Source organism: Pseudomonas duriflava, from assembly GCF_007830155.1.
In the GTDB taxonomy this organism is placed as follows: Bacteria; Pseudomonadota; Gammaproteobacteria; order Pseudomonadales; family Pseudomonadaceae; genus Chryseomonas; species Chryseomonas duriflava.
On record NZ_VLKY01000006.1, the window covers coordinates 22,490 to 47,461 of the forward strand.

16 protein-coding genes are annotated in these 24,972 nt (G+C 52.6%); 13 read left to right on the plus strand and 3 right to left on the minus strand.

All coding sequences use genetic code 11. The features are described from left to right. Position 1 precedes the first annotated feature (1 nt). Together argS and IQ22_RS09900 are read right to left on the minus strand one after the other, a co-directional pair. Positions 2–1,741 (minus strand): arginine--tRNA ligase, encoded by a 1,740-nt coding sequence (gene argS, locus IQ22_RS09895; protein ID WP_145141254.1) that lies wholly within the window; start codon positions 1,739–1,741, stop codon positions 2–4. Between the two features lie 148 nt (positions 1,742–1,889). After that, complete coding sequence (locus IQ22_RS09900; RefSeq protein WP_145141256.1) at positions 1,890–4,109, minus strand: primosomal protein N'; 2,220 nt, start codon at positions 4,107–4,109, stop codon at positions 1,890–1,892. Between the two features lie 159 nt (positions 4,110–4,268). On the opposite strand from IQ22_RS09900, the gene rpmE reads away from it, so the two are divergent. Together rpmE and IQ22_RS09910 are read left to right on the plus strand one after the other, a co-directional pair. Then, positions 4,269–4,487 carry a 50S ribosomal protein L31 gene (rpmE, locus tag IQ22_RS09905; protein ID WP_145141258.1) on the plus strand — a complete coding sequence of 73 codons (219 nt, stop codon included), beginning with the start codon at positions 4,269–4,271 and terminating at the stop codon, positions 4,485–4,487. A 608-nt stretch (positions 4,488–5,095) separates the two neighbouring features. Then, complete coding sequence (locus IQ22_RS09910) at positions 5,096–6,364, plus strand: malic enzyme-like NAD(P)-binding protein (protein ID WP_145141260.1); 1,269 nt, start codon at positions 5,096–5,098, stop codon at positions 6,362–6,364. A gap of 298 nt (positions 6,365–6,662) precedes the next feature. On the opposite strand, the gene IQ22_RS09915 is transcribed toward IQ22_RS09910, so the two are convergent. Further along, on the minus strand, positions 6,663–9,083 hold the full coding sequence (locus IQ22_RS09915; protein WP_145141262.1) for a penicillin-binding protein 1A: 2,421 nt from the start codon (positions 9,081–9,083) through the stop codon (positions 6,663–6,665). A 181-nt stretch (positions 9,084–9,264) separates the two neighbouring features. On the opposite strand from IQ22_RS09915, the gene IQ22_RS09920 reads away from it, so the two are divergent. The 11 genes from IQ22_RS09920 to hemE all read left to right on the plus strand — a co-directional run bounded on the left by IQ22_RS09920 (position 9,265) and on the right by hemE (position 24,972). Next, positions 9,265–10,329: a pilus assembly protein PilM gene (locus IQ22_RS09920; RefSeq protein WP_145141723.1), complete on the plus strand. Its 1,065-nt coding sequence runs from the start codon at positions 9,265–9,267 to the stop codon at positions 10,327–10,329. Continuing rightward, positions 10,329–10,901 carry a PilN domain-containing protein gene (locus IQ22_RS09925; protein WP_145141264.1) on the plus strand — a complete coding sequence of 191 codons (573 nt, stop codon included), beginning with the start codon at positions 10,329–10,331 and terminating at the stop codon, positions 10,899–10,901. The genes IQ22_RS09920 and IQ22_RS09925 overlap by 1 nt, the downstream gene beginning before the upstream one ends. After that, complete coding sequence (pilO, locus tag IQ22_RS09930) at positions 10,898–11,524, plus strand: type 4a pilus biogenesis protein PilO (RefSeq protein WP_145141266.1); 627 nt, start codon at positions 10,898–10,900, stop codon at positions 11,522–11,524. Before IQ22_RS09925 ends, pilO begins: the two co-directional genes overlap by 4 nt. Next, a complete protein-coding gene (gene pilP, locus IQ22_RS09935) occupies positions 11,521–12,045 on the plus strand; it encodes a type 4a pilus biogenesis lipoprotein PilP (RefSeq protein WP_145141268.1) in 525 nt (174 codons plus the stop codon). Before pilO ends, pilP begins: the two co-directional genes overlap by 4 nt. A gap of 11 nt (positions 12,046–12,056) precedes the next feature. After that, positions 12,057–14,198: a type IV pilus secretin PilQ gene (locus tag IQ22_RS09940; protein WP_145141270.1), complete on the plus strand. Its 2,142-nt coding sequence runs from the start codon at positions 12,057–12,059 to the stop codon at positions 14,196–14,198. A 3-nt stretch (positions 14,199–14,201) separates the two neighbouring features. Then, a complete protein-coding gene (gene aroK, locus IQ22_RS09945; RefSeq protein ID WP_145141272.1) occupies positions 14,202–14,720 on the plus strand; it encodes a shikimate kinase AroK in 519 nt (172 codons plus the stop codon). 48 nt (positions 14,721–14,768) lie between these two features. Continuing rightward, positions 14,769–15,872, plus strand: coding sequence for a 3-dehydroquinate synthase (gene aroB, locus IQ22_RS09950; protein ID WP_145141274.1), 1,104 nt, complete (start codon positions 14,769–14,771; stop codon positions 15,870–15,872). Between the two features lie 10 nt (positions 15,873–15,882). Beyond that, on the plus strand, positions 15,883–17,472 hold the full coding sequence (locus IQ22_RS09955) for an AAA family ATPase (protein WP_145141276.1): 1,590 nt from the start codon (positions 15,883–15,885) through the stop codon (positions 17,470–17,472). A gap of 329 nt (positions 17,473–17,801) precedes the next feature. Next, on the plus strand, positions 17,802–22,250 hold the full coding sequence (gene gltB / locus IQ22_RS09960) for a glutamate synthase large subunit (RefSeq protein ID WP_145141278.1): 4,449 nt from the start codon (positions 17,802–17,804) through the stop codon (positions 22,248–22,250). A 106-nt stretch (positions 22,251–22,356) separates the two neighbouring features. Continuing rightward, positions 22,357–23,775, plus strand: a complete 1,419-nt coding sequence (locus IQ22_RS09965) for an FAD-dependent oxidoreductase (protein WP_145141280.1) — start codon at positions 22,357–22,359, stop codon at positions 23,773–23,775. A 132-nt stretch (positions 23,776–23,907) separates the two neighbouring features. Further along, positions 23,908–24,972 carry a uroporphyrinogen decarboxylase gene (gene hemE, locus IQ22_RS09970; protein ID WP_145141282.1) on the plus strand — a complete coding sequence of 355 codons (1,065 nt, stop codon included), beginning with the start codon at positions 23,908–23,910 and terminating at the stop codon, positions 24,970–24,972.

Below are 24,972 nucleotides of genomic sequence, written 5' to 3' on the forward strand. Positions count from 1 at the left end.
TTTACATGCGTTCCAAAGTGTTCAGGCCCAATAACTCAAGGCCTTGCTTTAGCGTGCGCCCCGTTAGAGCGGCCAGGCGCAGGCGGCTTTGCTTCTGTTCGGCATCAGCAGCTGTAAGGATTGGGCAGTTCTCGTAAAAGCTCGAGAATAGGCCGGCAATGTCGTACAGATACGCGCACAGAAGGTGCGGAACCCCTTTTTCAGCTACAGCATTGAGCACTTCACCAAATTGCGCCAAACGGGCGCCTAAGTCCTGTTCCTGTGGTGCCTCAAGACGAATGTGCCCGGAAATCTCGGTATAGTCTTGGCCCAGCTTGCGGAAAATGCTGGCTACTCGTGTGTAGGCATAGAGCAGATAGGGCGCGGTATTACCTTCGAAGCTCAGCATTAGCTCGAAATTAAAGCTGTAATCACTGGTGCGGTGCTTCGAGAGGTCAGCATATTTGACAGCGCCGATACCAACGGCTCGGGCTATCTCGCGTAGCTCGTGCTCGTCCAGCGAAGGGTTCTTTTCCTTGACCAGACTATAAGCTCGTTCTTCCGCCTCATTGAGAAGGTCGATGAGCTTTACGGTACCGCCATCACGGGTCTTGAAGGGGCGGCCGTCAGCACCGTTCATAGTGCCAAAGCCCATGTGCTCAAGGCTCATGGATGGCGTGACGAAGCCCGCACGGCGAGCGACCTCAAAGGCCATCTGGAAGTGCAGGGCTTGACGTTGGTCAACAAAGTACAGAGCGCGATTAGCGTTCAGTGCCTGGCTGCGATAGCGCATGGCGGCAAGGTCGGTTGTGGCGTACAGATAACCCCCTCCAGCCTTTTGCACAATAACTGGTAGAGGATTGCCTTCGGCATTCTTGAACTCGTCTAGGAATACGCAGCGCGCACCATCGCTTTCGGTCAACAATCCCTTGTCATCTAGCGCAGACACAATACCTGGCAGCTCGGTGTTATAAGCACTTTCGCCTTTGACATCGGCTGGGGTAAGTTTGACATTCAGTCGATCATAGACCTGTTGGCAGTGGCTCAGAGAAATATCATTGAAGCGTGCCCACAAACGCAGGCAGTTTGGATCGCCTGCCTGCAGCTTGACTACCAATTCACGAGCGCGTTCGGCAAACTCAGAGGATTCGTCGAAGCGTTTCTTGGCGGCCCGGTAGAATTGCTCCAGGTCGGACAATTCACTTTCTATGGCAGCGGGCTGCTCTTCGAGGTAAGCGAGCAGCATACCGAACTGGGTGCCCCAGTCACCGACGTGGTTTTGTCGGATTACGTCGTCGCCTAGATACTCCAGAACTCGCGCAACCGCATCACCAATGATGGTAGAGCGCAAGTGCCCTACATGCATTTCTTTAGCAAGATTAGGCGAAGACAGGTCAACAACGACACGCTGCTTCGGGCCTGCCTTAGAGACACCAAGGTGATCGTCGGCCAAGGCGGCATCGAGACGCTGTGCCAATTGCTCGTGGTTCTGGAAGAAATTCAGGAAACCGGGTCCTGCAATCTGAACCTGACGAACAGAAGGGTCACTAGGAAGTGCGGTAATAAGCTTTTCTGCCAAGTCGCGAGGTTTCATACCGGCGGGTTTTGCTAGCATCATGGCAATATTGCTGGCGAAGTCGCCGTGACTCTTGTCTTTGGTATTTTCAACCTGAATCGCAGGCGACAGACCTGTGGGCAGAACGCCTTCGGCGGTCAGGCGCTCCAATGCGGTCTGGATAAGCTGGCGAATAGTGTCTTTCATGATCGTCTGCCTTTGGCTCGCGCCTGGGCGCGTAATGAAAACCCTGCATTATCCGTAGCCCTGGCGCTCTTGCCAATGCATAAGCGATATCGGAGCAAGGTTATAGAGTAATAACGGGCCGAACCATGATCTCTGGCCTTTCTGAATATCAATAGAGATCAATCGGATCTACATCCAGTGACCAGCGTACTTGGCGGCTGCTCGGCAAGTATTCAAGGCGCTGACTTAGTGGTGTAAGGATGCGATGCAAGGGTGCACGTAAGGACGCTTGTAGTAGCAGTTGGGCTCGAAAGCGTCCGGCTCGTCGTTCCATGGGCGCAGGTACGGGGCCCAACAATTCGATGGATGGAATGCACATTTCTTCTGCCAACTGCTCGGCTTCCGAATAAGCCGCCTCGAGAAATTCCTCGGCTTGGCCTGGTTTATGGGCTTCGGCGCGCAGTAAAGCGAGATGCGTGAACGGAGGAAGTCCAGCAGCACGTCGTTCGGCCAAAGCCTGCTGTCCAAAGGCGGCATAACCTTGTTCTGTCAGTTGGACTAATAAAGGATGCTCGGCCAAATGAGTCTGGATGAGAACTAACCCTGGTAGCTCGGCACGGCCTGAGCGTCCGGCGACCTGGACAATTTGTTGGGCCATGCGCTCGCTGGCGCGAAAGTCGGCAGAGAAAAGACCTCCGTCGGCATCTAGGATGGCTACCAGAGTAACGCGTGGGAAATGGTGCCCTTTAGCAAGCATCTGGGTTCCCACAAGAATACAGGGCTCGCCGCGCTGGACTGTAGTAAACAGAGTTTGCATGGCTTCCTTGCGAGCCGTACTGTCACGGTCGACACGCAACACTGGATAATCGGGAAAAAGGATCTTGAGGCGCTCTTCGGCGCGCTCGGTACCAGCGCCTAGCGGGCGCAGGTCCAGCTTGCCACATGCAGGGCAATGCTGTGGGGGGTAACTACGATGATCGCAATGATGACAGCGCAACTCACGAGAGCGCTGATGAATAGTCATTCGGGCATCGCAGCGAGGGCACTGTGCAACCCAGCCGCAGTCATGGCAGAGCAGGGTAGGGGCAAAGCCGCGGCGGTTGAGGAAGACCAACACCTGATGGCCTTTTTGCAACGTATCGGCAATCGCTTGAGTCAATGGTTGTGACAGGCCATCGTCGAGAGGGCGGCTGCGTACGTCTAGTCGCTGAAAGCGTGGTGCTGTAGCGCTTCCTGCCCGTTGCGTGATGCGTAGCAGGCCGTAGCGCCCGATCTCTGCATTGTGCAAGCTTTCTAGAGAAGGCGTGGCCGATCCTAATAGTAGTGGAACCTTTTCCAACCGGGCCCGGACGACCGCCAAGTCGCGTGCATGGTAGCGCAGCCCCTCCTGTTGCTTGTACGAGGTGTCATGCTCTTCGTCGACGATAATCAGCCCAGGATTCTTAAGCGGAGTAAACAAGGCGGAACGTGTGCCTATTACAATATCCACATCGCCTTCCCGGGCCGCCAGCCAGGCATCCATCCGTTCACGATCTGTCAGTGCCGAGTGCAGCAGGGCAATCCGTGCGTTGAACCTTTTTTCGAAGCGAGACAGGGTCTGCGGGCCAAGATTGATTTCAGGGATAAGGACCAGTACTTGATGACCGGACTCAATAACCTGTCGAATTAATTGAAGATAGACCTCCGTTTTGCCACTTCCTGTCACGCCTTCTAATAGAAAGCAGTGAAAGTAACCCAGGCGGGCTCGTACGGCCTCAAAGGCGATACGCTGCTCAGGATTGAGCGGTAGCTCCGCCTGGGCCAGCCATGCCCCCTGATGCCGGGGTGACCTGATCATTCGGGTTTCGATTTTAACCAGGCCTTTTTCCAGCAGGGTATTAAGGCTTTCCTTGTTTAGCCCGAGTTGGCCAATCAACTCATGTGCCACGCCATGAGGGTGCTGCTTAATGATAGTAAGCGCTTCTCGTTGTCGAGGCGCGCGTGTAAGGCGAGGGTCTGTTGTCTGGGCTTCTGGCTCGGCCAGCCAGAAGCGCTGTAAGCGGCGCTCGGCAGGTTCACCCTGACGCAAGAGACCAGGCAATGCCCAGGAAAATGTGTCGCCCAGGCTGTGTTGATAATACTGTGCCGCCCATTTGCATAGTTCCACCAGAGTGGCTGGCATAGGGGGCACGGCATCTAACAGCTCCAGGGCGGGCTTGAGCTTATCTGCCGGAACATCGCTGTGCGTAACAAGCTCCACCAGAACGCCGATAACCTCGCGCCGGCCAAACGGAACTCGTACTCGGATACCAGGACGCAGTGTAGAGACGTCGACATCAGCCGGTGCGCAGTAATCGAATAGACGGCGCAAGGGTGATGGTAGAGCTAAGCGCAACAGGGTTTCAGGCACAGGCAGGTGTCTAGGTTAAAAGTGTCTGATAGTAACAGACCGTTGGTGTCTTTGACGGCTTGCATCGGATGGGCCCTCTGCTATGATGCGCGGCCTATTTCCGTGCGGTATTCGGCAATGACGCCGAGTGGCGGCACGGCATGAACCTGAGGATTTGTGATGAAAAACGATATTCATCCTACATATACCAATATCGATGCTACTTGCAGCTGCGGTAACGTGATCAAGACACGCTCCACGCTGGCCAAGAATATCAGCCTTGACGTGTGCTCCGAGTGTCATCCGTTCTACACCGGTAAGCAAAAGGTGTTGGATGCAGGTGGTCGTATCGATCGCTTCAAGCAGCGTTTTGGCGTATTCTCTACTGCCAAGCAGTAATACAGATTTCACCGTCCAGGTACTTACTGTTTTGGACGTGTTATCGAAAAGGCGTCTCCAAAAGGCGCCTTTTTTATTGCCTGGAATTTTGTAGTTCTTTATGGCGTGGTTGAGAGCGGATACTAAAGTAAGCCATATTCTTTCCTTTTCCTTTTCCTTTTCCTTTTCCTTTTCCTTTTCCTTTTCCTTTTTGCTTTGTAATTGAATGGGGCAATTACAACCTGCCAGAAAGATGTCAAAACAAGGCAACTATCGCATAATTGGAAAAGGGCAGGCTGATCACTAGGGGCAGTCCAGTGCTCCGGTACCCGCACAAGGGGAACATTATTCGACAACGCTTCGCCAAGCTGGCTCGTGGTGCAATTCCGTTTATCGCAGAGGCTTGTTGACCGTACACGGCGAGCGCTGGATGGGACAAACCGTTCCCATCAAGATGTCGATGACTTGCCTGGATAGCACGCAAAAAAGAAGGAGTTGCTCTTAAGCGCGCCAGACTAAAGTCGTATCTATTGGGTATTGACTATTGCTTCGATTGCTTGTGAGCCATTGCCTTCTTGCGTATTCTCCATCCACTTTTTGACCCCAACACACCATAGCGGATACTTATAATGTCTGATTTGAAAACAGCCGCTCTCGAGTACCATGCCCAACCTCGTCCCGGTAAGCTCAGTGTCGAATTGACCAAGCCCACCTCGACTGCACGTGACCTTTCTTTGGCGTATAGCCCAGGTGTTGCAGAACCCGTCCGTGAAATCGCTCGTGATGCTGAACTGGCTTACCAGTACACCGGAAAAGGTAACCTAGTTGCCGTGATCTCTGACGGAACTGCAATTCTCGGGTTAGGTAATCTAGGGCCTTTAGCCTCTAAACCGGTTATGGAAGGCAAAGGGGTCCTCTTCAAGCGTTTTGCGGGTATTGATGTATTCGATATCGAAGTCGATGCTGAAAGTCCTCAGGCTTTTATCGATACGGTCAAGCGTATTTCGATTACCTTCGGTGGCATCAATCTGGAAGATATCAAGGCGCCGGAATGCTTTGAAATCGAGCGCGCCTTAATCGAGCAGTGCAATATTCCGGTTTTCCACGACGATCAGCACGGCACAGCTATTGTGACAGCCGCTGGTATGCTCAACGCTCTAGAGATCGCTGGCAAGACGCTTGAGGACGCTAAAATCGTTTGCCTGGGCGCTGGTGCTGCTGCGATTTCATGTATGAAGTTGCTGGTCAGCATGGGCGCAAAGGTAGAAAACATCTACATGTTGGACCGTCAGGGCGTGATTCATTCCGGCCGTACGGATCTAAACCAGTACAAGGCTGTTTTTGCGACTGAAACCAGCAAGCGCACTCTTGCTGAAGCACTCGAAGGGGCTGACGTGTTCGTCGGCCTGTCAGGCGCGGACTTGTTGAGCGCTGATGATCTAAAGCGGATGGCACCTAACCCAATCGTTTTCGCCTGTTCTAACCCTGATCCAGAGATCAAGCCTGAGCTCGCACATCAGACCCGCTCCGATGTCATCATGGCAACTGGTCGATCTGACTATCCGAATCAGGTCAATAATGTTTTGGGGTTCCCGTTTATCTTCCGTGGTGCCTTGGATATTCGGGCAACGGTTATCAATGAGGAAATGAAGATTGCTGCAGCTTATGCGCTTCGTGATCTGGCCAAGCTGCCGGTTCCTCAGGAGGTCTGCCAAGCCTATGGTGTTGATGAGTTGAGTTTTGGGCGCGGTTATATCATTCCGAAACCAATGGATCCGCGCCTGATTACTATCGTATCAGATGCTGTGGCCAAGGCAGCCATCGAGACGGGGGTAGCGACACGGCCTTACCCGGCCCACTATCCGCTGAAGTCGATTAGTGACGTTTTTAGTCACTGATCTATAACGGAAAGCGCTGCGGCACACTGCTGTGCTGGCGTTGCTTATCCAAAAAGGGCCTGTCTAGCAGGCCCTTTTTTAGTGTTAAGCGTACTGATGGTCCAGTGAGATCACTCGAAAGGTTGGCTCTCAAAATTCAAGTTTCTTTGAGTCACTTCTATTTCTGAACTCTTGTCACGCTATCTAGTGGCTCCTGGCTTTCAGTGATTAACTTGCTACAGAATGAGCACTATCTTCCAAGAAAAAGGCCAGTCAGCATCAACTGACTGGCCTTTTTCTTGGAAGATAGTGCGTAGGTTTAGAACAGATCCATTGGTGCACTTTCATTGGGTGGTAGAGGTGTGCCGGGCGCGGTGCCAGGCCCTAATTCCTCCATAGAGGGAGGGGTGTCCTCGCTTTTAAAGAGCTCAAAGTAAGCGCCTGGGGTTCCGGGTGGTGCTGCACGGCCGCTAACCGGGTCAATGCGTAGGGTTACGATGCCATCTGGCTCAGGAGGCAAATGCTCTGGCTTGCCCTCAAGAGCACTGCCCATGTACTGCATCCAAATAGGTAGAGCGACATTGCCGCCAAACTCATGTCGGCCTAAACTTTCCGGCTGGTCAAAGCCGACCCAAACCGTCGTTACATAGTCCGTGTTATAACCAGAAAACCAGGTGTCCTTCGACTCGTTCGTCGTGCCTGTCTTGCCAGCCAAGTCACCTCGCTTAAGTTCAAGAGCACGCCTGCCTGTGCCGCGTTTGATTACGTCCTGCAGCATGCTGGTCATAATATAGGCGTTGCGTGGGTCGATGATCTGGGGAGCGATAGCAGGCGGTTGAGTATCACCATTTTGAGCAGATACGTTAGTCGGAATGATCTGGACGCCGGGTGGTGTTTCGGCTGTTTTAATGGCAGACGGAACACGAGGTGGGTTAGCTTGATAAAGCATTTGCCCGTCACGGCTCTCAATGCGAGCGATAACGTACGGAGTAATTTTATAGCCGCCGTTAGCAAAGGCAGTCCAGCCGCTGGCTACTTCCATAGGAGTCAAGCCTGGCGTACCTAGGGCTAGGGAGAGATTACGTGGCAGCAGGTCCTTCTCGAAGCCGAAACGGGTCACATAGTTAATCGCGTAATCGATCCCGATTGCCTGGAGCAAGCGAATAGAAACCAGATTGCGAGACCGGTAAAGCGCCTCGCGCAAACGAATCGGCCCTAAGAATGTGTTGGTATCGTTTTTGGGACGCCAAGCTTCGTCCATGCTGCTATCCATGAAAACGATTGGGGCGTCATTGACTAATGAGGCAGGGGTATACCCCTTGTCTAAGGCGGCGCTGTAAATGAAAGGCTTGAAGCTCGAGCCAGGTTGACGCCTAGCCTGTACAGCACGGTTATAATTGCTTTGCTCGAAGGAAAAGCCGCCTACAAGAGCCTGAATAGCTCCGTCCTGAGGATTAAGTGATACCAGGGCGCTTTGGGCTTTAGGGACTTGGACGAAACGTAAACTACCATCGGTGTCTCGTAAAATCCGTATTAAGTCACCTACCTTAACGACGTCGCTAGGCGTATTGGGTCGAGGTCCCATACTGTTGGAGCTGATATACGGGCGAGCCCATTTCATGTTCTCCCAGGCTACAGCTTCTTCCTTGCCATCACGCGTTATTACCAAAGCACCGCTTTTCTCTACCTGCGTCACGATAGCGGGTTCAAGGCCACCAATAGTTCTATGGGTTTCCAGGGTCTTGAGCCACTCATCGCGGGATTGGTTTGGATAACGTGCTTCCGGTCCCCGATAGCCATGACGTTGGTCATAATCGATCAGGCCGTTACGCACCGAAGCATTAGCCTCGTTTTGCAAGCGACTATCAATCGTTGTCGTCACCCGAAATCCTTCGGTGTAAGCATCGCTGCCATAACGGCCAACCATTTCAGCCCGGGCCATTTCGGCAACATAAGGGGCCGCGAGTTCTGGTGTGGCAACATGGTGATAGGCATCAATAGGCTCAGCGACAGCCGTTTCGTAAGCTGCTTGGTTGATATAACCTAGCTTGAGCATTCGTTCAAGAATCCAATTCCTGCGCTCTTTGCTACGCTCTGGATTTACGATGGGGTTGTACCGTGAAGGAGCTTTGGGCAGGCCTGCGATCATGGCTTTTTGAGCCAGGGTCAGTTCGTTGATGGATTTGCCATAATAGACTTGAGCTGCAGCCTCGATGCCGTATGCGCGGTTACCCAGGTAAATCTTATTCACGTACAGCTGAAGAATCTCATCCTTGCTAAGCTGGCGCTCTATTTGCAAGGCAAGCAGAATTTCAGTGAACTTGCGAGAGAAGCTGCGCTCGCTAGTCAGGAAATAATTTTTGGCAACCTGCATGGTAATAGTGCTGCCGCCGGTCTGAATGTGACCTGTTTTGACCAATTGGCCTGCAGCGCGCATAAGGCTTTTGACGTCGACGCCATAGTGATTGGCAAAATTGTCGTCTTCTGCAGAAAGCAGGGCATGAATGAAGTCCGGGGGAATCTGGTCAAAGCGCAAAGGAGAGCGACGCATCTCGCCGAATTCGGCAATAAGTTTGCCGTCGGCGCTGTAGATGCGAAGCGGAATCTGTAGCTGTACGTTTCGGAGCGCCTCTACTGAGGGCAGGCTAGGGCTGAGATAAAGAAAGGTGCCACTTAACCCTAGGAACACGCTGCAGATGATACCGATGCAGAACCACCAGAGAAATTTTAACAAACGCATTGGATATGGCTTTTTCAGCTATAAAGAAGTGAATCTGGCAGCATTTTTGCGAGCCAAGAAGTAGACGCATTATAGGCAGCTTTTGTAGTGGACCGCTATTTGAGCCCGTCCCAAGTCTGTCGATTAATGCCTATGAATTCGAATCGCCCGCTGAGTGGCGACTGCTGATAGGGAAACCGTTGTGCTAGGGCTATTCACGAAAAAAACGAATACGCTGCTGGGAATAGATATCAGTTCAACTTCCGTCAAGTTGCTTGAGCTCAGTCGATCGGGAGGGCGCTATCGGGTCGAGGCCTATGCGGTTGAGCCTTTGCCGCCGAATGCAGTTGTTGAAAAAAATATCGCCGAGCTAGAAGGCGTAGGACAGGCGCTGGGTCGTGTTCTGGCCAAGGCGCGAACCAATGCTCGTAGTGCTGCCGTGGCTGTTGCCGGTTCGGCTGTTATTGCTAAGACCATCGAGATGGATGCAGGGCTCTCCGAGGATGAGTTGGAGAATCAAATAAAGCTCGAAGCGGATCAGTATATTCCGTATCCATTGGAGGAAGTGGCTATCGACTTCGAGGTCCAAGGTGTATCGGCACGTAACCCAGGACGTGTAGAAGTACTGCTTGCGGCCTGCCGTAAAGAAAACGTTGAAGTACGGGAAGCAGCTTTAGCGCTGGCTGGCCTTTCGGCTAAGGTCATAGATGTAGAGGCGTATGCTTTGGAGCGTGCCTATTCATTAATGGCTGGGCAGTTAGGGGGGAATGTTGATGAGCTAACGGTTGCCGTTGTCGATATCGGGGCTACGATGACGACCCTGAGTGTCTTGCATAATGGCCGTACCATTTATACCCGTGAGCAGCTGTTTGGCGGTCGGCAACTGACCGAGGAAATTCAACGGCGCTACGGATTGTCGTTCGAGGAAGCTGGTCTAGCTAAGAAGCAGGGTGGCCTGCCCGATGATTACCAGGCGGAAGTGCTAACGCCTTTCCGTGAAGCTGTTGTGCAGCAGGTTGGACGTTCGCTGCAATTCTTTTTTGCAGCCGGGCAATATAACGATGTGGACTATATTTTGCTTGCTGGCGGTACTGCGTCAATTTCCGGTCTGGATCGTCTGATCCAACAAAAAATTGGCACACCCACTTTGGTAGCTAATCCTTTTGCCGATATGACGCTCAACAGTAAAGTCAACGCCAGTGCCTTAGCCAGCGACGCGCCTGCATTAATGATTGCCTGTGGTTTGGCCATGAGGAGCTTCGACTGATGGCTCGCATTAACCTTTTACCCTGGCGTGAGCAGTTGCGTGAGGAGCGTAAGAAGCGCTTCTTGGTCATCATGGGCGGAATGCTTGCCCTGTCGGCAGCTATCCTGTTTCTCAGTGGAAAGTATTTGACGGCGACCATTGAGCATCAGGATGCACGAAACGCCTATATTCAAGGAGAGATTGCTGTTCTGGATGCCAGGATCAAAGAAATAAGCGAGCTTAGAACACGGCGACAGCAGCTTCTTGAGCGAATGAAAATTATCCAGGATCTACAGGGCAACCGGCCAGTGATAGGTCATGTATTCGACCAGTTGGTACGTACACTGCCAGATGGTGTCTATTTCAACAGTCTCAGTATGCAGGGCGACACGTTGGCTATCGTAGGGGAGGCCGACTCTAATAACCGTGTTTCTAACCTGATGCGTAATCTTGATGCTTCTGACTGGCTCGCCTCTCCCAGCCTGACCGAGGTTAAAGCGTTAAGCACAGCTGAGCAGACTAATTCATTCCAGATGACTGTAAAGCAGACCAAACCGGATGCTGCCGTGACGGTGCAAGGAGGGAAGCCATGAGTCTGGCAGATACACTGGCGAGTCTGCGCAAAATAGATCTGAATGATCTTGATCTGGAAAATCTCGGGGGTTGGCCGCCGGCTGCGAAAGTCATTGCGTGTTTTCTTATCGTTCTGATTGCTCTGGCGTTGGGGTACAACTTCTATCTGAAGGATATGCAGACCGAGCTTGAGCAAAAGCAGGCTCAGGAAGAGACCTTAAAACAGCAGTTTGCCACTAAAGCTTTTCAGGCGGCCAACCTGGATGCCTACAAAGTTCAGATGCAGGAAATGGAAGAGTCTTTTGGTGCAATGCTGCGGCAGCTGCCTAGTGATACAGAGGTGCCTGCATTACTGGAAGATATTACCCGCACGGGCTTGAAAAGCGGTCTCGAATTCGAGCAGATCCGTTTGCTCCCCGAAAATATGCAGCAATTTTATGTGGAGTTGCCAATCCAGATTACGGTTGTAGGTGACTACCATGATTTGGCTACGTTCGTGAGCAGTGTATCGAGCCTGCCTCGGATCGTGACCTTGCATGACTTCGATATCAAGCGCGTGTCCTCTGAGGGTAGCGGGTCACAGCTGCGCATGAATATACAGGCTAAGACGTATCGCTATAACGATAAGGGATTGCAGCAATGAAGGCCCGAATTCTGCTAAGTGGGCTTGTGCTTACTATCCTTTCAGGCTGCGGTAGTGGGGATGACGTATCCGATCTGCAGAGTTACATGGATGAGGTAAGAGCAAGGCCCAAGGGCTCAATCGAGCCGTTGCCGCAGTTTCAACCCTATGAACCGTTTTCCTACAGTGCAGCAGGGATGCGTAGCCCTTTCCAGCCGCCGATCAAAATTGATCTGGCTGCCCGGCAAAAGGGCTCGAAGAACATCAAACCGGATGAGAATCGACCCAAGCAATTCCTTGAAGGCTTCAATATCGATACGTTCCAAATGGTAGGCACGCTGGCCAATCAAACCGGCCGCTACGCTCTGATCAAGGGAGCAGGCGGCGTTCATAGAGTAAAAGTAGGCGATTACCTGGGGCAAAACGATGGACGCATCATCGCTATCACCGATAGCCAGATCGATGTTGTCGAAATCGTCCCTGATGGAGAGGGCGGCTGGCTCGAAAGGCCCCGTACTCTTTCGCTAATAGAGGGTTCCTAAGGGCGGGGCATATGTTGCATAAGAACATTCTACGAAAGATTGCAGGGAAGAATGCCCTGGGGGTTGCGATACTCCTGAGTGGAATCTGCCCATCATGGGCGATGGCCGCTAACCTTCAGGCGCTCAATGTGGCTTCGCTGCCAGGTGACAAGGTCGAGCTGAAGTTGTCATTCGATGAGCCGATTACAGTCCCGAAAGGGTATACCATCGAGCAACCGGCCCGAATCGCTCTGGATTTGCCTGGCGTATCCAGTCAACTGGGCGTTCGGAACAAGGATCTGGGCTCAGGTAATGCCCGTAGCGTAACGGTTGTCGAGGCTGGAGATCGTACTCGTCTGATTGTAAACCTGACTACCTTGGCGCCCTACACGACTAGGGTTCAGGGCAATGACCTGTACGTTGTGATTGGCGGCGAGCAAGCGGCTCGGGTCAGCAATTCGGCACTCGCTACGCCAGCCTTGCCGCGTGCCGGGACAGCATCTGTACCTGTTTCCGGACCAGCTACAGTCTCGCCGTCTGCTGTTTACCCAGCACAGTCTGGAGCGGCACGCCAGCCTGTTGCAAACGTCCCGGCGGGCAAGGCCATTCGTAATATTGACTTCAAGCGTGGGGACGATGGTGAGGGTAATGTCATCATTGATCTTTCTGAATCTGGGATCAGTCCAGATATTCAGGAGCAAGGCGGTAAGATTCGTCTTAGTTTTCCACGGACGCGCTTGCCAGATGCCTTACGTGTGCGTCTGGATGTCAAAGACTTTGCCACACCTGTACAGTTCATTAATGCTGCTGATGAAGCTGGAAATACAACGATTACAATTGAGCCGTCTGGTGTATATGACTATATGGCCTATCAGACGGACAATCGTCTTACGCTAAGCGTCAAGCCATTAACAGCTCAAGAAAAGGAACAGCGCGCAGCGGATCGGTTTACCTATACCGGTGAAAAGTTGTCGCTGAACTTTCAAGATATTGATGTTCGTTCCGTGCTTCAGCTGATTGCTGACTTTACCAGTCTGAACCTCGTGGCTAGTGACACAGTGCAAGGTAATATCACCCTGCGCCTGCAGAATGTACCTTGGGATCAGGCGCTGGACTTGGTGCTTAAAACCAAAGGGCTTGATAAGCGTCAAGTAGGCAACGTCTTGCTGATTGCTCCCGCTGATGAGATTGCGGCTAGAGAAAGACAGGAGCTTGAGGCGCAAAAGCAAATTCAGGAGCTTGCGCCTCTACGTCGAGAGTTGATTCAGGTCAATTACGCCAAAGCGGCTGACATGGCCAAGTTGTTTCAATCGGTGACGGGGGCTACCGGCAGTCAGAACGAGAGAGGTTCCATTACGGTCGATGATCGTACGAACAGTATTATTGCCTATCAGACCCAGGATCGGCTCGATGAGCTGCGCCGAATTGTTTCTCAGTTAGATATCCCGGTCCGCCAAGTCATGATCGAGGCGCGTATTGTTGAGGCTAGTGTCAATTATGATAAGAGCCTAGGGGTGAATTGGTCAGGCTCGGGCACAAGTGGTAATTATACGGTTAGCGGTGCGAGTGCCTCAGATAGCACTACGTTTGTAGATATGGGGGCAACCAGTGCTACTTCGGGAATAGGTATTGGTTTTCTGACGAACAATGTCACGCTTGATTTAGAGCTGAGCGCGATGGAGGCCACAGGTAATGGGGAGCTGATCTCGCAGCCTAAGGTTATTACGTCGGACAAGGAAACCGCCAAGATCCTGCGAGGGACAGAAATCCCTTATGAGGAAAGCACGTCCAGTGGAGCTACTAGCGTAAGTTTCAAGGAGGCAGCACTTTCGCTTGAGGTAACTCCGCAAATTACGCCAGATAACCGAATTATCATGGAAGTTAAGGTTAATAAGGATGAGCCAGACTACACCAATGAGGTCAATGGTGTTCCGCCTATCAGTAAAAACGAAGTGAATGCCAAGGTGCTGGTAAGCGATGGCGAGACGATTGTAATCGGTGGTGTTTTCACAAATAACCAGACGGTCTCGACAAGCAAGGTGCCTTTGTTGGGAGATATGCCCTACGTGGGCAGGCTTTTCCGAAGCGATACTGTTAGCGATGAAAAGTTTGAGCTTTTGATTTTTCTTACTCCACGTATTATGAACACTCAAGCCATTGCTGTTGGTCGCTAATACGTGCTGAATGTGTTTCTTGTAGGCCCGATGGGTGCTGGTAAAAGCACCATCGGGCGTCTCTTAGCCAAAGAGCTTCATCTGCCGTTTAAGGATGCCGATAAGGAAATCGAACAGCGGACAGGAGCCAATATTCCATGGATCTTTGATGTAGAGGGCGAGCAAGGTTTTCGCGAGCGTGAGCGGGCTGTGTTAGAGGATCTGTGTCAGGCATCTGGTTTGGTGCTAGCGACAGGAGGAGGGGCTGTTCTTCGCGAAGATAATCGATGCGCGTTAAAGGCTGGCGGGTGGGTAATCTATTTGCATGCCTCTGTCGAACAGCAGATTGAACGTACCGCGCGCGATCGCAGTCGCCCCTTGTTGCAAACAGCCAATCCGGCCCAGGTTCTAGCCAGCCTGATGGCGATACGCGATCCTCTCTATAGAGAAGTAGCAGATATCATTGTCGAAACGGATGAGCGGCCACCGCGTATTGTCGTGCAGCAAATACTCGAACGTCTGAAAGCGTTGGCACCCCATTAATGGCATTGATGTTCTGCGTTATCCTAGCGCCTTTTTATTGGGGGATTTATGCGGACACTCAACGTCAATCTCGGCGAGCGTAGTTATCCCATTTATATCGGCCAGAATGTGCTGGCTGACAGTCATTGCTTCCTGCCGTACATCAAAGGGCGTAAGGCTGCTATCGTAACCAACGAAACGATAGCGCCGTTATACCTGCAACGTCTTATAGATTCTTTGCCTGGCAAGGACGTTACATCAATTGTTTTGCCTGATGGCGAAGCCTACAAGAACTGGGAAGTTCTGCAGACAATCTTTGATGCCTTGCTCAGGGACAGACATGATCGCTCCACTACCCTGATTGCTCTTGGGGGCGGTGTAGTTGGTGATATGACAGGGTTTGCCGCCGCCTGCTACCAACGCGGAGTCGCTTTCATTCAGGTACCGACGACGCTGCTGTCTCAAGTTGATTCGTCCGTTGGCGGGAAAACAGGCATTAATCACCCGCTTGGCAAAAACATGATTGGGGCCTTTTACCAACCTAAAAGTGTAGTTATCGATACGTCCGTATTGAAAACGCTTCCTGAAAAAGAGTTGTCCGCTGGTCTTGCTGAGGTAATCAAATATGGCTTGATTTGCGATGAGCCATTTTTGGTATGGCTTGAAGAGCACATCGAACGCTTGCGCCATGTAGATCCTGAGTCGTTGATCGAAGCTATTGAGCGCTCATGTGCGGCGAAGGCGGACGTTGTTGGCACAGATGAGCGTGAAGCTGGACTTAGAGCCATCCTGAACCTTGGCCATACCTTCGGACACGCAATCGAGAGTCATCAGGGGTATGGCGCTTGGTTGCATGGAGAGGCTGTAGCTGCCGGTACGGCTATGGCCCTGGATATGTCATGCAGGCTGGGGTGGCTTTCAGAGGCACAGCGGCAACGAGCGCTGCGCCTGCTCATTCGGGCAGGTTTGCCCATCGCGCCGCCAGGTGAAATGACGCCCGATGATTTTATGAAGTACATGGCTATCGACAAGAAGGTACTCGACGGTCAATTGCGGCTCGTACTGCTCAAGCAACTGGGCGAGGCAGTAGTGACGAGCGATTTCCCGTATAACATCCTCAAGGATACGCTGAGTGCCGACTATCAGGCGCTGGCAGAACAGCTCGGAGATTGAAAGAAGTCTTATGTCCAGTCTGCATGCCGATGAGGCCTTTCTTGGCCACTACGAACTTGCTCATGACCCGTTTGCGCCTCGTGTGCCGGGTTTCAAATTCTATCCTGCGCAGCGCAAGACGGTGCTGGGGCAGCTACATCATCTTGCACGTTACAGTCATCTCCTGTTAGCGGTTACCGGCCCGGCTGGTAGTGGGAAAACACTGCTGCGTCAAGCGTTAGTAGCAAGCACCAAGAAGGACAGTGTACAAACTGTTGTCGTGTCTGCACGTGAAATTGCAGACAAGGCTTCTCTGTTGCGTAGGCTCAGCCAGGGTTTGGGTACGCCACAGGCGAGTATTCAGGCTGTTCTTTCTCTTGTGGGACAGGTGGCTTTGAAAGAGCAGGAAGTTTATTTTCTGGTCGATGATGCCCATGAGCTTCCTGATGATGCGCTAGATGTTCTATTGGATCTAGCCGAGGGAGACGAAACAAGTCGCCCTCACGTTTTCCTGTTTGGTGATGCGGTACTGGTATCTCGCCTGGAGAGTTTAGCTCAGGGTGAAGAGCGCTATCATGCCATTGAGCTTCTTCCTTACACGGAAGAGGAAACTCAGGGGTATCTCGCTCAGCGGCTGGAAGGGGCAGGGCAGGGCCTGGATATTTTCACGCCTGAGCAGCTTGAGCATATCCATCAAACTTCCGGCGGTTGGCCGGGGGGAATCAATGAGGCAGCAAGGGATACTCTTATCAGCGCCATGCTAAGCCAACGAGGCGGAAAGCCGAAGGGATATGACTTTTTCTCTACGCTTCCTCGCAAGCACTTGGTAGTGGTAGCCGTTATTGCTGCCGGAGTACTGGCTGCGCTGTTAATGAAGGGGGGAGACAAGCCTGGTGTAGAACTAGCTTCTCAGTCTGGTGATACGCTGCCGTTACATGGTGGTGCGGTGCAGTCGGATAATCCTTCTATAAAGTTTGATGGTTCATCTCAGCCACTTCCTTTACCTTTGGTAGGTGAGGCTCAACCTGTTATTAGAGAGCCTTTGGCTCAGGCTGCAGGACGTGAGGAAGATGAAGGGCGGGCTGTCAGCGGGGCCATCTCAGTGGGAGATGAAAATAATGCTCCCTTGGTGGCTGAGATGCCTACGGGTCATGCGCCTGTCAGCGTTAGTGCACAGGCACAGCCGGCTGCTCCGGTTGCAGCGCCGCCTAGGCCTGCCTCACAACCGATTGTTGAGGCGCGTCCTGAGTCAAAGATAGAACCTGTGCCTGTAGTAGCTAAGGTGCCTGCAGTGGTTACGACCAAAGCGGCTGAGCCTGCTGGTGCTGTTAGCGGTTGGTATGGTTCGCAGACGGGGGCTAAATATGCATTGCAGGTTTTAGGGACCAGTTCTGAAAGCAGTGCCCAGACCTTTATCCAGCAACAGCCGGACAGTGCTAACTACCGTTACTTCAAAAAGATGCATCAGGGTAAAGTGCTATATGTCGTGACTTACGGCAGCTTTGCCAATCGGGCCGCAGCAGAGGCAGCTGTCAAAACGCTTCCTCCCCAAGTTCAGTCCATCAAGCCGTGGCCTCGAACGTTTGCTAGTATCCAGCAGGACATTGCATCGGTTCACTAAGTTATCGAGGCTTGTGTTTGATTAGCGCTGGTGGGTAATGACGGTAGTGCTGTGATAAATCATGGTAGAGCTGTAATCATGTGCCAGCATTGATTAACCATTATGTGGTCTAGGGCGTTAAGCCTCAGGCGCTTCGAGTCCGTTACCAGTTGGATCTTGAAGCGTCTTTCATTATTGGGACATTGATTTATAGCTTTGCGCCCAATTCTTTGTGTTTTTCTGTCGCTAATGTATAATGGCATCCCTTTGCCTGCCCTAAAAGTAGCGTCCTCAAGCGTCTGGCAGCGACAAAGGGATTACTAAGAATTAGATTGCCGGTGAGAGGTCCCATGAAAGCAGGCCTGTATAATCCTGAAACGTTCAAGGATAACTGCGGCTTCGGCCTGATTGCCCATATGCAGGGCCAGGCGAGTCACCATTTGCTGCAAACGGCCATCGAGGCCCTGACCTGCATGACCCACCGCGGGGGTATCAATGCTGACGGTAAAACCGGAGACGGTTGCGGTCTTTTGATACAAAAGCCTGATGCGTTCCTACGTGCTATCGCACTCGATACGTTCGGCGTAGAGCTACCCGCTCAATATGCCGTTGGCATGGTTTTCCTTAACCAGGATGCCAGCAAAGCCGATGTGGCCAGAAACCACATGAATAAAGAATTCGCTGATGCCGGTCTTACGGTTGTCGGCTGGCGTGAAGTTCCTATCGATACATCTGTGCTCGGGCGTTTGGCCCTAGAGCGTCTGCCGCGTATAGAGCAAGTCTTTATTAGTGGTGAAGGACTCGATGATCAGCAGTTCGGCGTCAAGCTATTCACGGCCCGTCGTCGCTCTTCGGTCGCTAATAAGGCGGATAGCGAGCATTACGTCTGCAGCCTGTCCCATAAGGTTATCATCTATAAGGGTTTGATGATGCCTGCAGATTTGGCTGCGTTCTATCCAGATCTGAGTGACGAGCGCCTAGCTACGTCCATTTGTGTATTCCATCAGCGGTTCTCCACGAATACCTTACCCAAGTGGCCATTGGCTCAGCCGTTCCGCTATTTGGCGCATAATGGTGAAATTAATACGATTACGGGTAACCGTAACTGGGCTAAGGCGCGACGCACCAAGTTCGTCAATGAACTTCTGCCCGATCTTGAGAGCCTAGGGGATCTCGTCAATACAGTTGGTTCCGATTCATCGAGTATGGATAACATGCTCGAGTTGCTGGTAACCGGTGGAATGGATCTATTCCGGGCAATCCGGATGATTATTCCGCCAGCCTGGCAGAATGTTGAAACGATGGATGCCGACCTGCGGGCCTTTTATGAGTTCAACTCCATGCATATGGAGCCTTGGGATGGGCCGGCTGGTGTCGTACTGACAGATGGCCGCTACGCGGTCTGCCTGCTGGACCGTAATGGCTTGCGGCCTGCACGCTGGGTAACCACCAAGAATGGTTATATCACCCTAGCCTCTGAAGTTGGCGTCTGGGATTACAAGCCGGAAGACGTTATTGCCAAAGGCCGTGTAGGGCCTGGTCAGATCCTGGCCATCGATACCGAGACAGGGCAAATACTCCAAACGGACGATATCGACAATCGGTTGAAGTCTCGCCATCCTTACAAGCAGTGGCTACGTAAGAGTGCCTTACGTATTCAGGCAACACTGGATGACAAGGATCATGGCTCGCCGTTTTACGATGCGGACCGATTGCGCCAGTACATGAAAATGTTCCAGGTCACGTTTGAAGAGCGTGATCAGGTGTTGCGTCCGTTGGCTGAGCAAGGCCAGGAGGCAGTGGGTTCCATGGGTGATGACACGCCCATGGCTGTTCTGTCCAAGCGCATACGCTCTAACTATGACTATTTTCGTCAACAGTTCGCTCAGGTAACCAATCCTCCAATCGACCCGCTGCGTGAGGCGATTGTGATGTCACTGGAAACCTGCCTAGGGGCCGAGCGTAACGTTTTTGAAGAAACAGCTGAGCATGCCAATCGAGCCATTCTAAGCTCCCCTATAATTTCGCCGGCTAAATGGCGCTCGATCCTGACGCTAGAGCGTCCGGGCTTCGACCGTCATATCATCGATCTCAATTACGAGGAAGGTGTTGGACTGGAGGCAGCGGTACGCAACATTGTCGAGCAGGCTGAAGAGGCTGTGCGTGCTGGTAAGGTGCTATTAATCCTGTCGGACCGCCATATTGCGCCTGGTAAGCTGCCTGTCCATGCCTCACTGGCTGTGGGTGCCGTTCATCATCGCCTGGTACAAATTGGACTGCGAACGGACTGTAATTTGCTGGTCGAGACGGCTACGGCGCGCGATCCGCACCATTTCGCTGTGCTACTTGGCTTCGGTGCGACGGCGATTTATCCGTTCCTCGCGTATGAGGTGCTGGGAGATCTGATCCGTACGGGTGAGGTACTAGGTGATCTCTACGAAGTCTTCAAGTATTACCGCAAGGGCATTACCAAGGGCTTGCTGAAAATCCTGTCGAAGATGGGTATTTCCACAGTGGCTTCCTACCGGGGTGCTCAGTTGTTCGAAGCTGTGGGCTTGTCAGATGAAGTTACGGATCTGTGTTTCCCCGGCGTGACCAGTCGAATTCAGGGTGCTCGTTTTACGGATATCGAGGCCGAGCAGAAACTGCTAGCCAACGAAGCCTGGAGCAATCGTAAGCCGATTCAGCAGGGTGGTTTGCTGAAGTATGTCTACGGCGGCGAGTATCACGCCTACAATCCAGATGTGGTTAACCTGCTACAGGCTGCCGTTCAGCAAGGCGACTATGCGCGCTTCCGTGAGTATTCGGCGTTGGTCGATCAGCGTCCGGTTGCCATGATTCGAGACCTGCTTAAGGTCAAGGTCAGCGATACGCCATTGGCGCTGGAAGAGGTCGAGCCGCTGGAGTCTATACTCACGCGCTTCGACTCAGCTGGCATCTCTCTGGGCGCTTTATCACCCGAGGCTCACGAGGCCTTGGCTGAGGCTATGAACCGACTGGGTGCTCGTTCGAACTCGGGCGAAGGTGGCGAAGATCCTGCCCGTTATGGCACGATTCGCAGCTCTAAGATCAAGCAGGTCGCCACAGGCCGCTTTGGCGTAACGCCTGAATATCTGGTCAATGCTGAAGTGTTGCAGATCAAGGTTGCCCAAGGCGCCAAGCCAGGCGAGGGCGGCCAATTGCCAGGTGGTAAGGTTAATGGACTAATTGCCAAATTGCGGTATGCCGTACCGGGCGTAACGCTAATTTCGCCGCCTCCCCACCACGACATTTACTCAATCGAGGACTTGGCGCAGCTAATCTTTGACCTCAAGCAGGTCAACCCTAAGGCATTGGTATCAGTGAAGCTTGTGTCTGAGCCAGGTGTAGGTACAGTCGCTGCCGGAGTCGCCAAGGCCTATGCCGACTTGATCACTATTTCCGGCTATGACGGCGGCACTGGAGCGTCTCCGGTAACCTCGATCAAATATGCGGGTAGCCCGTGGGAGCTCGGCTTGGCCGAGGCGCACCAAACGCTACGGGGTAATGATCTACGTGGCAAGGTACGGGTACAAACCGATGGTGGTCTGAAGACTGGCCTTGATGTGATCAAAGCTGCAATTCTGGGCGCCGAAAGCTTCGGGTTTGGTACTGCGCCGATGATTGCCCTAGGGTGCAAATATTTACGCATTTGCCATCTCAACAATTGTGCTACCGGCGTAGCGACCCAGAATGACAAGCTGCGCAAGGACCACTACATCGGTACGGTAGATATGGTGGTGAACTTCTTTACCTTCGTAGCTGAGGAAACCCGTGAGTGGCTGGCGCGTCTGGGGGTGCGGAGTCTAGGTGAGTTGATTGGCCGGACGGATCTATTAGAAATTCTGCCGGGCGAAACGGCAAAACAGCAGAATTTGGATCTGTCGCCTCTGTTGGGTAGCGACCATGTGTCTCCTGATAAGCCGCAGTTCTGTTTGGTGGATAAAAATCCGCCATTTGATCAAGGCTTACTCGCTGAGGAAATGGTCCGTCTAGCCAAGCCAGCTATTGATGACATGACGGGGGGCGAGTTCGAGCTGAAGATCAGCAACTGTGACCGCTCTATCGGTGCGCGTGTTTCAGGCGAAATCGCTCGCTGCCATGGTAACCAAGGCATGGTTAGCAAGCCGATCACATTCCGCTTCAACGGTACGGCAGGACAGAGCTTTGGCGTCTGGAACGCTGGTGGTCTGAACCTCTATCTCGAGGGCGACGCCAACGACTATGTTGGTAAAGGTATGACTGGCGGTAAGCTGGTCATCACGCCGCCCAAGGGGAGTCCCTTCAAGAGCCAGGAGTCGGCCATTATCGGTAACACCTGCCTTTATGGTGCTACAGGTGGAAAGCTGTTTGCTGCTGGTACTGCAGGTGAGCGTTTCGGCGTACGTAACTCTGGAGCTCACGCAGTAGTTGAGGGAACCGGCGATCACTGCTGTGAGTACATGACGGGTGGCTTTGTTTGTGTGCTGGGCAGAACCGGTTATAACTTCGGCTCCGGTATGACTGGTGGTTTCGCCTATGTTCTCGATATGGATAACAGCTTTGTCGATCGGGTAAATCACGAGTTGGTCGAAATTCAGCGCATCAGCAATGAAGCCATGGAAGCTTACCGAAGCCACCTGTGTCATGTGCTCGCTGAGTATGTTGAAGAAACGGGTAGCGAGTGGGGACGTCATCTGTTTGAAAATATCGATGACTATCTACGCAAGTTCTGGCTGGTAAAGCCGAAGGCGGCCAGTCTGGCTTCGCTACTTTCCAGCACCCGGGCAAACCCGCAATAAGAGCTAAGCATGTAACCCTGTATTTAAATGATACAGGGTTACATGCGACCGTGAGTTTCCTGTAGCGCCGGTCTTTCTCGTGCGCTACATCATGAGGTTTTAGGTAATGGCTGAACGTCTAAATAACGACTTCCAGTTCCTTGAAGTCGGCCGCAAGGATCCTAAAAAGAAGCTCCTGCGTCAGCGCAAAAAAGAATTCGTCGAGATCTACGATCCCTTCAAGCCGCAGCAGGCTTCAGAGCAGTCGCACCGTTGTCTGGGGTGTGGTAACCCTTATTGCGAATGGAAGTGCCCTGTTCACAATTTCATTCCGAATTGGCTCAAATTAGTCTCGGAAGGCAATATTCTGGCTGCGGCTGAATTAGTGCACCAGACCAACACTCTGCCGGAAGTATGCGGCCGGGTTTGTCCTCAGGATCGCCTATGTGAGGGAGCCTGTACGTTAAACGATGGGTTTGGTGCGGTCACCATCGGCTCAGTCGAAAAATATATTGCCGATACTGCCTTTGCGATGGGCTGGCGCCCGGACATGTCCAAGGTCGTTCCCACCGGTAAAAAGGTAGCTATCATCGGTGCGGGCCCGGCAGGATTGGGCTGTGCGGATATTCTGGTCCGTAATGGTGTAAAGCCTGTTGTCTTCGACCGTAATCCGGAGATTGGTGGGCTGGTTACCTTTGGTATTCCTGAGTTCAAGCTTGAAAAAAGCGTCATGATGCGTCGTCGTGAGGTTTTTACAGGCATGGGTATTGAGTTCCGCCTCAATACCGAAGTGGGCAAGGATATTACCGTAGAGCAGTTGCTGGCTGACTACGATGCCATCTTCATGGGTATGGGTACCTATACATATATGAAGGGTGGCTTCCCCGGTGAAGATCTGCCAGGAGTCCACGATGCGTTGGACTTCCTAGTTGCCAACGTCAACCGCAATCTCGGCTTTGAGAAGTCGCCTGAGGCGTTTGTCGATATGAAGGGCAAGCGCGTCGTTGTGTTGGGCGGCGGTGACACCGCGATGGATTGCAACCGTACCTCAATCCGGCAGGGCGCTAAGAGCGTTACCTGTGCCTATCGGCGTGATGCGGAAAACATGCCGGGTTCGCGTCGTGAGGTGAAGAATGCCAAAGAAGAGGGCGTCAAGTTCTTGTTCAATCGGCAGCCTATCGCTATTGTGGGCGAGGACAAGGTAGAAGGTGTAAAGGTTGTTGAAACCCGCCTGGGCGAGCCTGACGCACGGGGCCGCCGCAGTCCTGAGCCGATTCCTGGATCCGAGGAAATTTTGCCGGCAGATGCTGTTGTCATCGCGTTTGGTTTCCGTCCTAGCCCAGCAGAGTGGTTCGAGCAACATACCATTGCAATGGACAACCAGGGCCGCGTCGTAGCGCCATCGGTAGGTGAGTTTAAGCATCAGACCAGCAATCCAAAGATCTTTGCTGGCGGCGATATGGTCCGAGGTTCTGACCTAGTCGTAACTGCTGTGTTTGAAGGGCGTACGGCTGCAGAGGGCATTCTGGATTATCTTGGTGTATAACCGGTCATAACCTGACTTTACAGGCAAGTGGCGCGTGGCTAATGGCCGCGATAGATAAAAGGCACGGCTTCCGCCGTGCCTTTTGCTTAGGGCTCTGAGAAAATAACGCTACTTTCTCGACGGATATTTTCCATGACTGCCTTGAAGAACGATCGTTTTCTCCGCGCCCTGCTCAAGCAGCCCGTTGATGTCACGCCTGTGTGGATGATGCGGCAGGCAGGACGTTATTTGCCGGAGTACCGGGCTTCCCGTGCACGTGCAGGTGATTTCATGAGCCTATGCATGAATCCGGAAATGGCATGCGAAGTAACACTGCAGCCACTGGAACGCTATCCGCTCGATGCCGCCATTCTTTTTTCAGACATTCTCACGATTCCTGATGCCATGGGCTTGGGACTTTACTTCGAAGCAGGAGAAGGACCGCGCTTCCGCAAACGGATCGAAACTGCAGCCGACATAGCGGCCTTGAGTGTGCCGGATCCAGAGCGGGACTTGGGGTATGTGATGGAGGCGGTACGTACGATTCGTCGAGAGCTCAATGGTCACGTACCCTTGATTGGGTTTTCAGGTAGTCCGTGGACACTGGCGACGTACATGATCGAAGGCGGCTCTTCCAAGGATTTCCGCCGCAGCAAAGCTATGTTGTATGACAATCCTGAAGCCATGCATGCTTTGTTATCAAAATTGGCCGATTCGGTAACGACCTACCTTAATGGACAGATTCTGGCCGGCGCCCAAGCTGTACAGATTTTCGATACGTGGGGCGGCAACCTGTCGGCAGCGGCTTATCAGACGTTTTCCTTGGCCTATATGCAGCGGATCGTGAAAGGATTGATCCGAGAGCATGAGGGACGCAAGGTGCCTGTCATTTTGTTTACTAAAAATGGTGGGCTTTGGCTGGAAAGCCTGGCCGAAAGTGGCGCCGATGCGCTAGGGCTGGATTGGACATGCGACATTGGTGAGGCCCGGCGTCGGGTGGGGGATAAAGTCGCCTTGCAAGGCAACATGGACCCAACCGTATTGTATGCCAAGCCTGAAGCTATTCGATCTGAAGTAGGACGTATTTTAAGCAGTTACGGGCATGGTTCAGGCCATGTATTCAACCTAGGCCACGGCATCACGCCTGAGGTAGATCCAGCTCATGCTGGTGCCTTTATCGAAGCGGTGCATGAGCTGTCAGCGGTCTACCATCGCTAG

What these genes read in the sequence shown, in the direction of transcription:
- argS (WP_145141254.1), bottom strand. Translation starts at nt 1,741, where the DNA reads ATGAAAGACACTATTCGCCAGCTTATCCAGACCGCATTGGAGCGCCTG.
- rpmE (WP_145141258.1), top strand. Translation starts at nt 4,269, where the DNA reads ATGAAAAACGATATTCATCCTACATATACCAATATCGATGCTACTTGC.
- IQ22_RS09910 (WP_145141260.1), top strand. Translation starts at nt 5,096, where the DNA reads ATGTCTGATTTGAAAACAGCCGCTCTCGAGTACCATGCCCAACCTCGT.
- IQ22_RS09915 (WP_145141262.1), bottom strand. Translation starts at nt 9,083, where the DNA reads ATGCGTTTGTTAAAATTTCTCTGGTGGTTCTGCATCGGTATCATCTGC.
- IQ22_RS09925 (WP_145141264.1), top strand. Translation starts at nt 10,329, where the DNA reads ATGGCTCGCATTAACCTTTTACCCTGGCGTGAGCAGTTGCGTGAGGAG.
- pilO (WP_145141266.1), top strand. Translation starts at nt 10,898, where the DNA reads ATGAGTCTGGCAGATACACTGGCGAGTCTGCGCAAAATAGATCTGAAT.
- pilP (WP_145141268.1), top strand. Translation starts at nt 11,521, where the DNA reads ATGAAGGCCCGAATTCTGCTAAGTGGGCTTGTGCTTACTATCCTTTCA.
- IQ22_RS09940 (WP_145141270.1), top strand. Translation starts at nt 12,057, where the DNA reads ATGTTGCATAAGAACATTCTACGAAAGATTGCAGGGAAGAATGCCCTG.
- aroB (WP_145141274.1), top strand. Translation starts at nt 14,769, where the DNA reads ATGCGGACACTCAACGTCAATCTCGGCGAGCGTAGTTATCCCATTTAT.
- IQ22_RS09955 (WP_145141276.1), top strand. Translation starts at nt 15,883, where the DNA reads ATGTCCAGTCTGCATGCCGATGAGGCCTTTCTTGGCCACTACGAACTT.
- gltB (WP_145141278.1), top strand. Translation starts at nt 17,802, where the DNA reads ATGAAAGCAGGCCTGTATAATCCTGAAACGTTCAAGGATAACTGCGGC.
- IQ22_RS09965 (WP_145141280.1), top strand. Translation starts at nt 22,357, where the DNA reads ATGGCTGAACGTCTAAATAACGACTTCCAGTTCCTTGAAGTCGGCCGC.
- hemE (WP_145141282.1), top strand. Translation starts at nt 23,908, where the DNA reads ATGACTGCCTTGAAGAACGATCGTTTTCTCCGCGCCCTGCTCAAGCAG.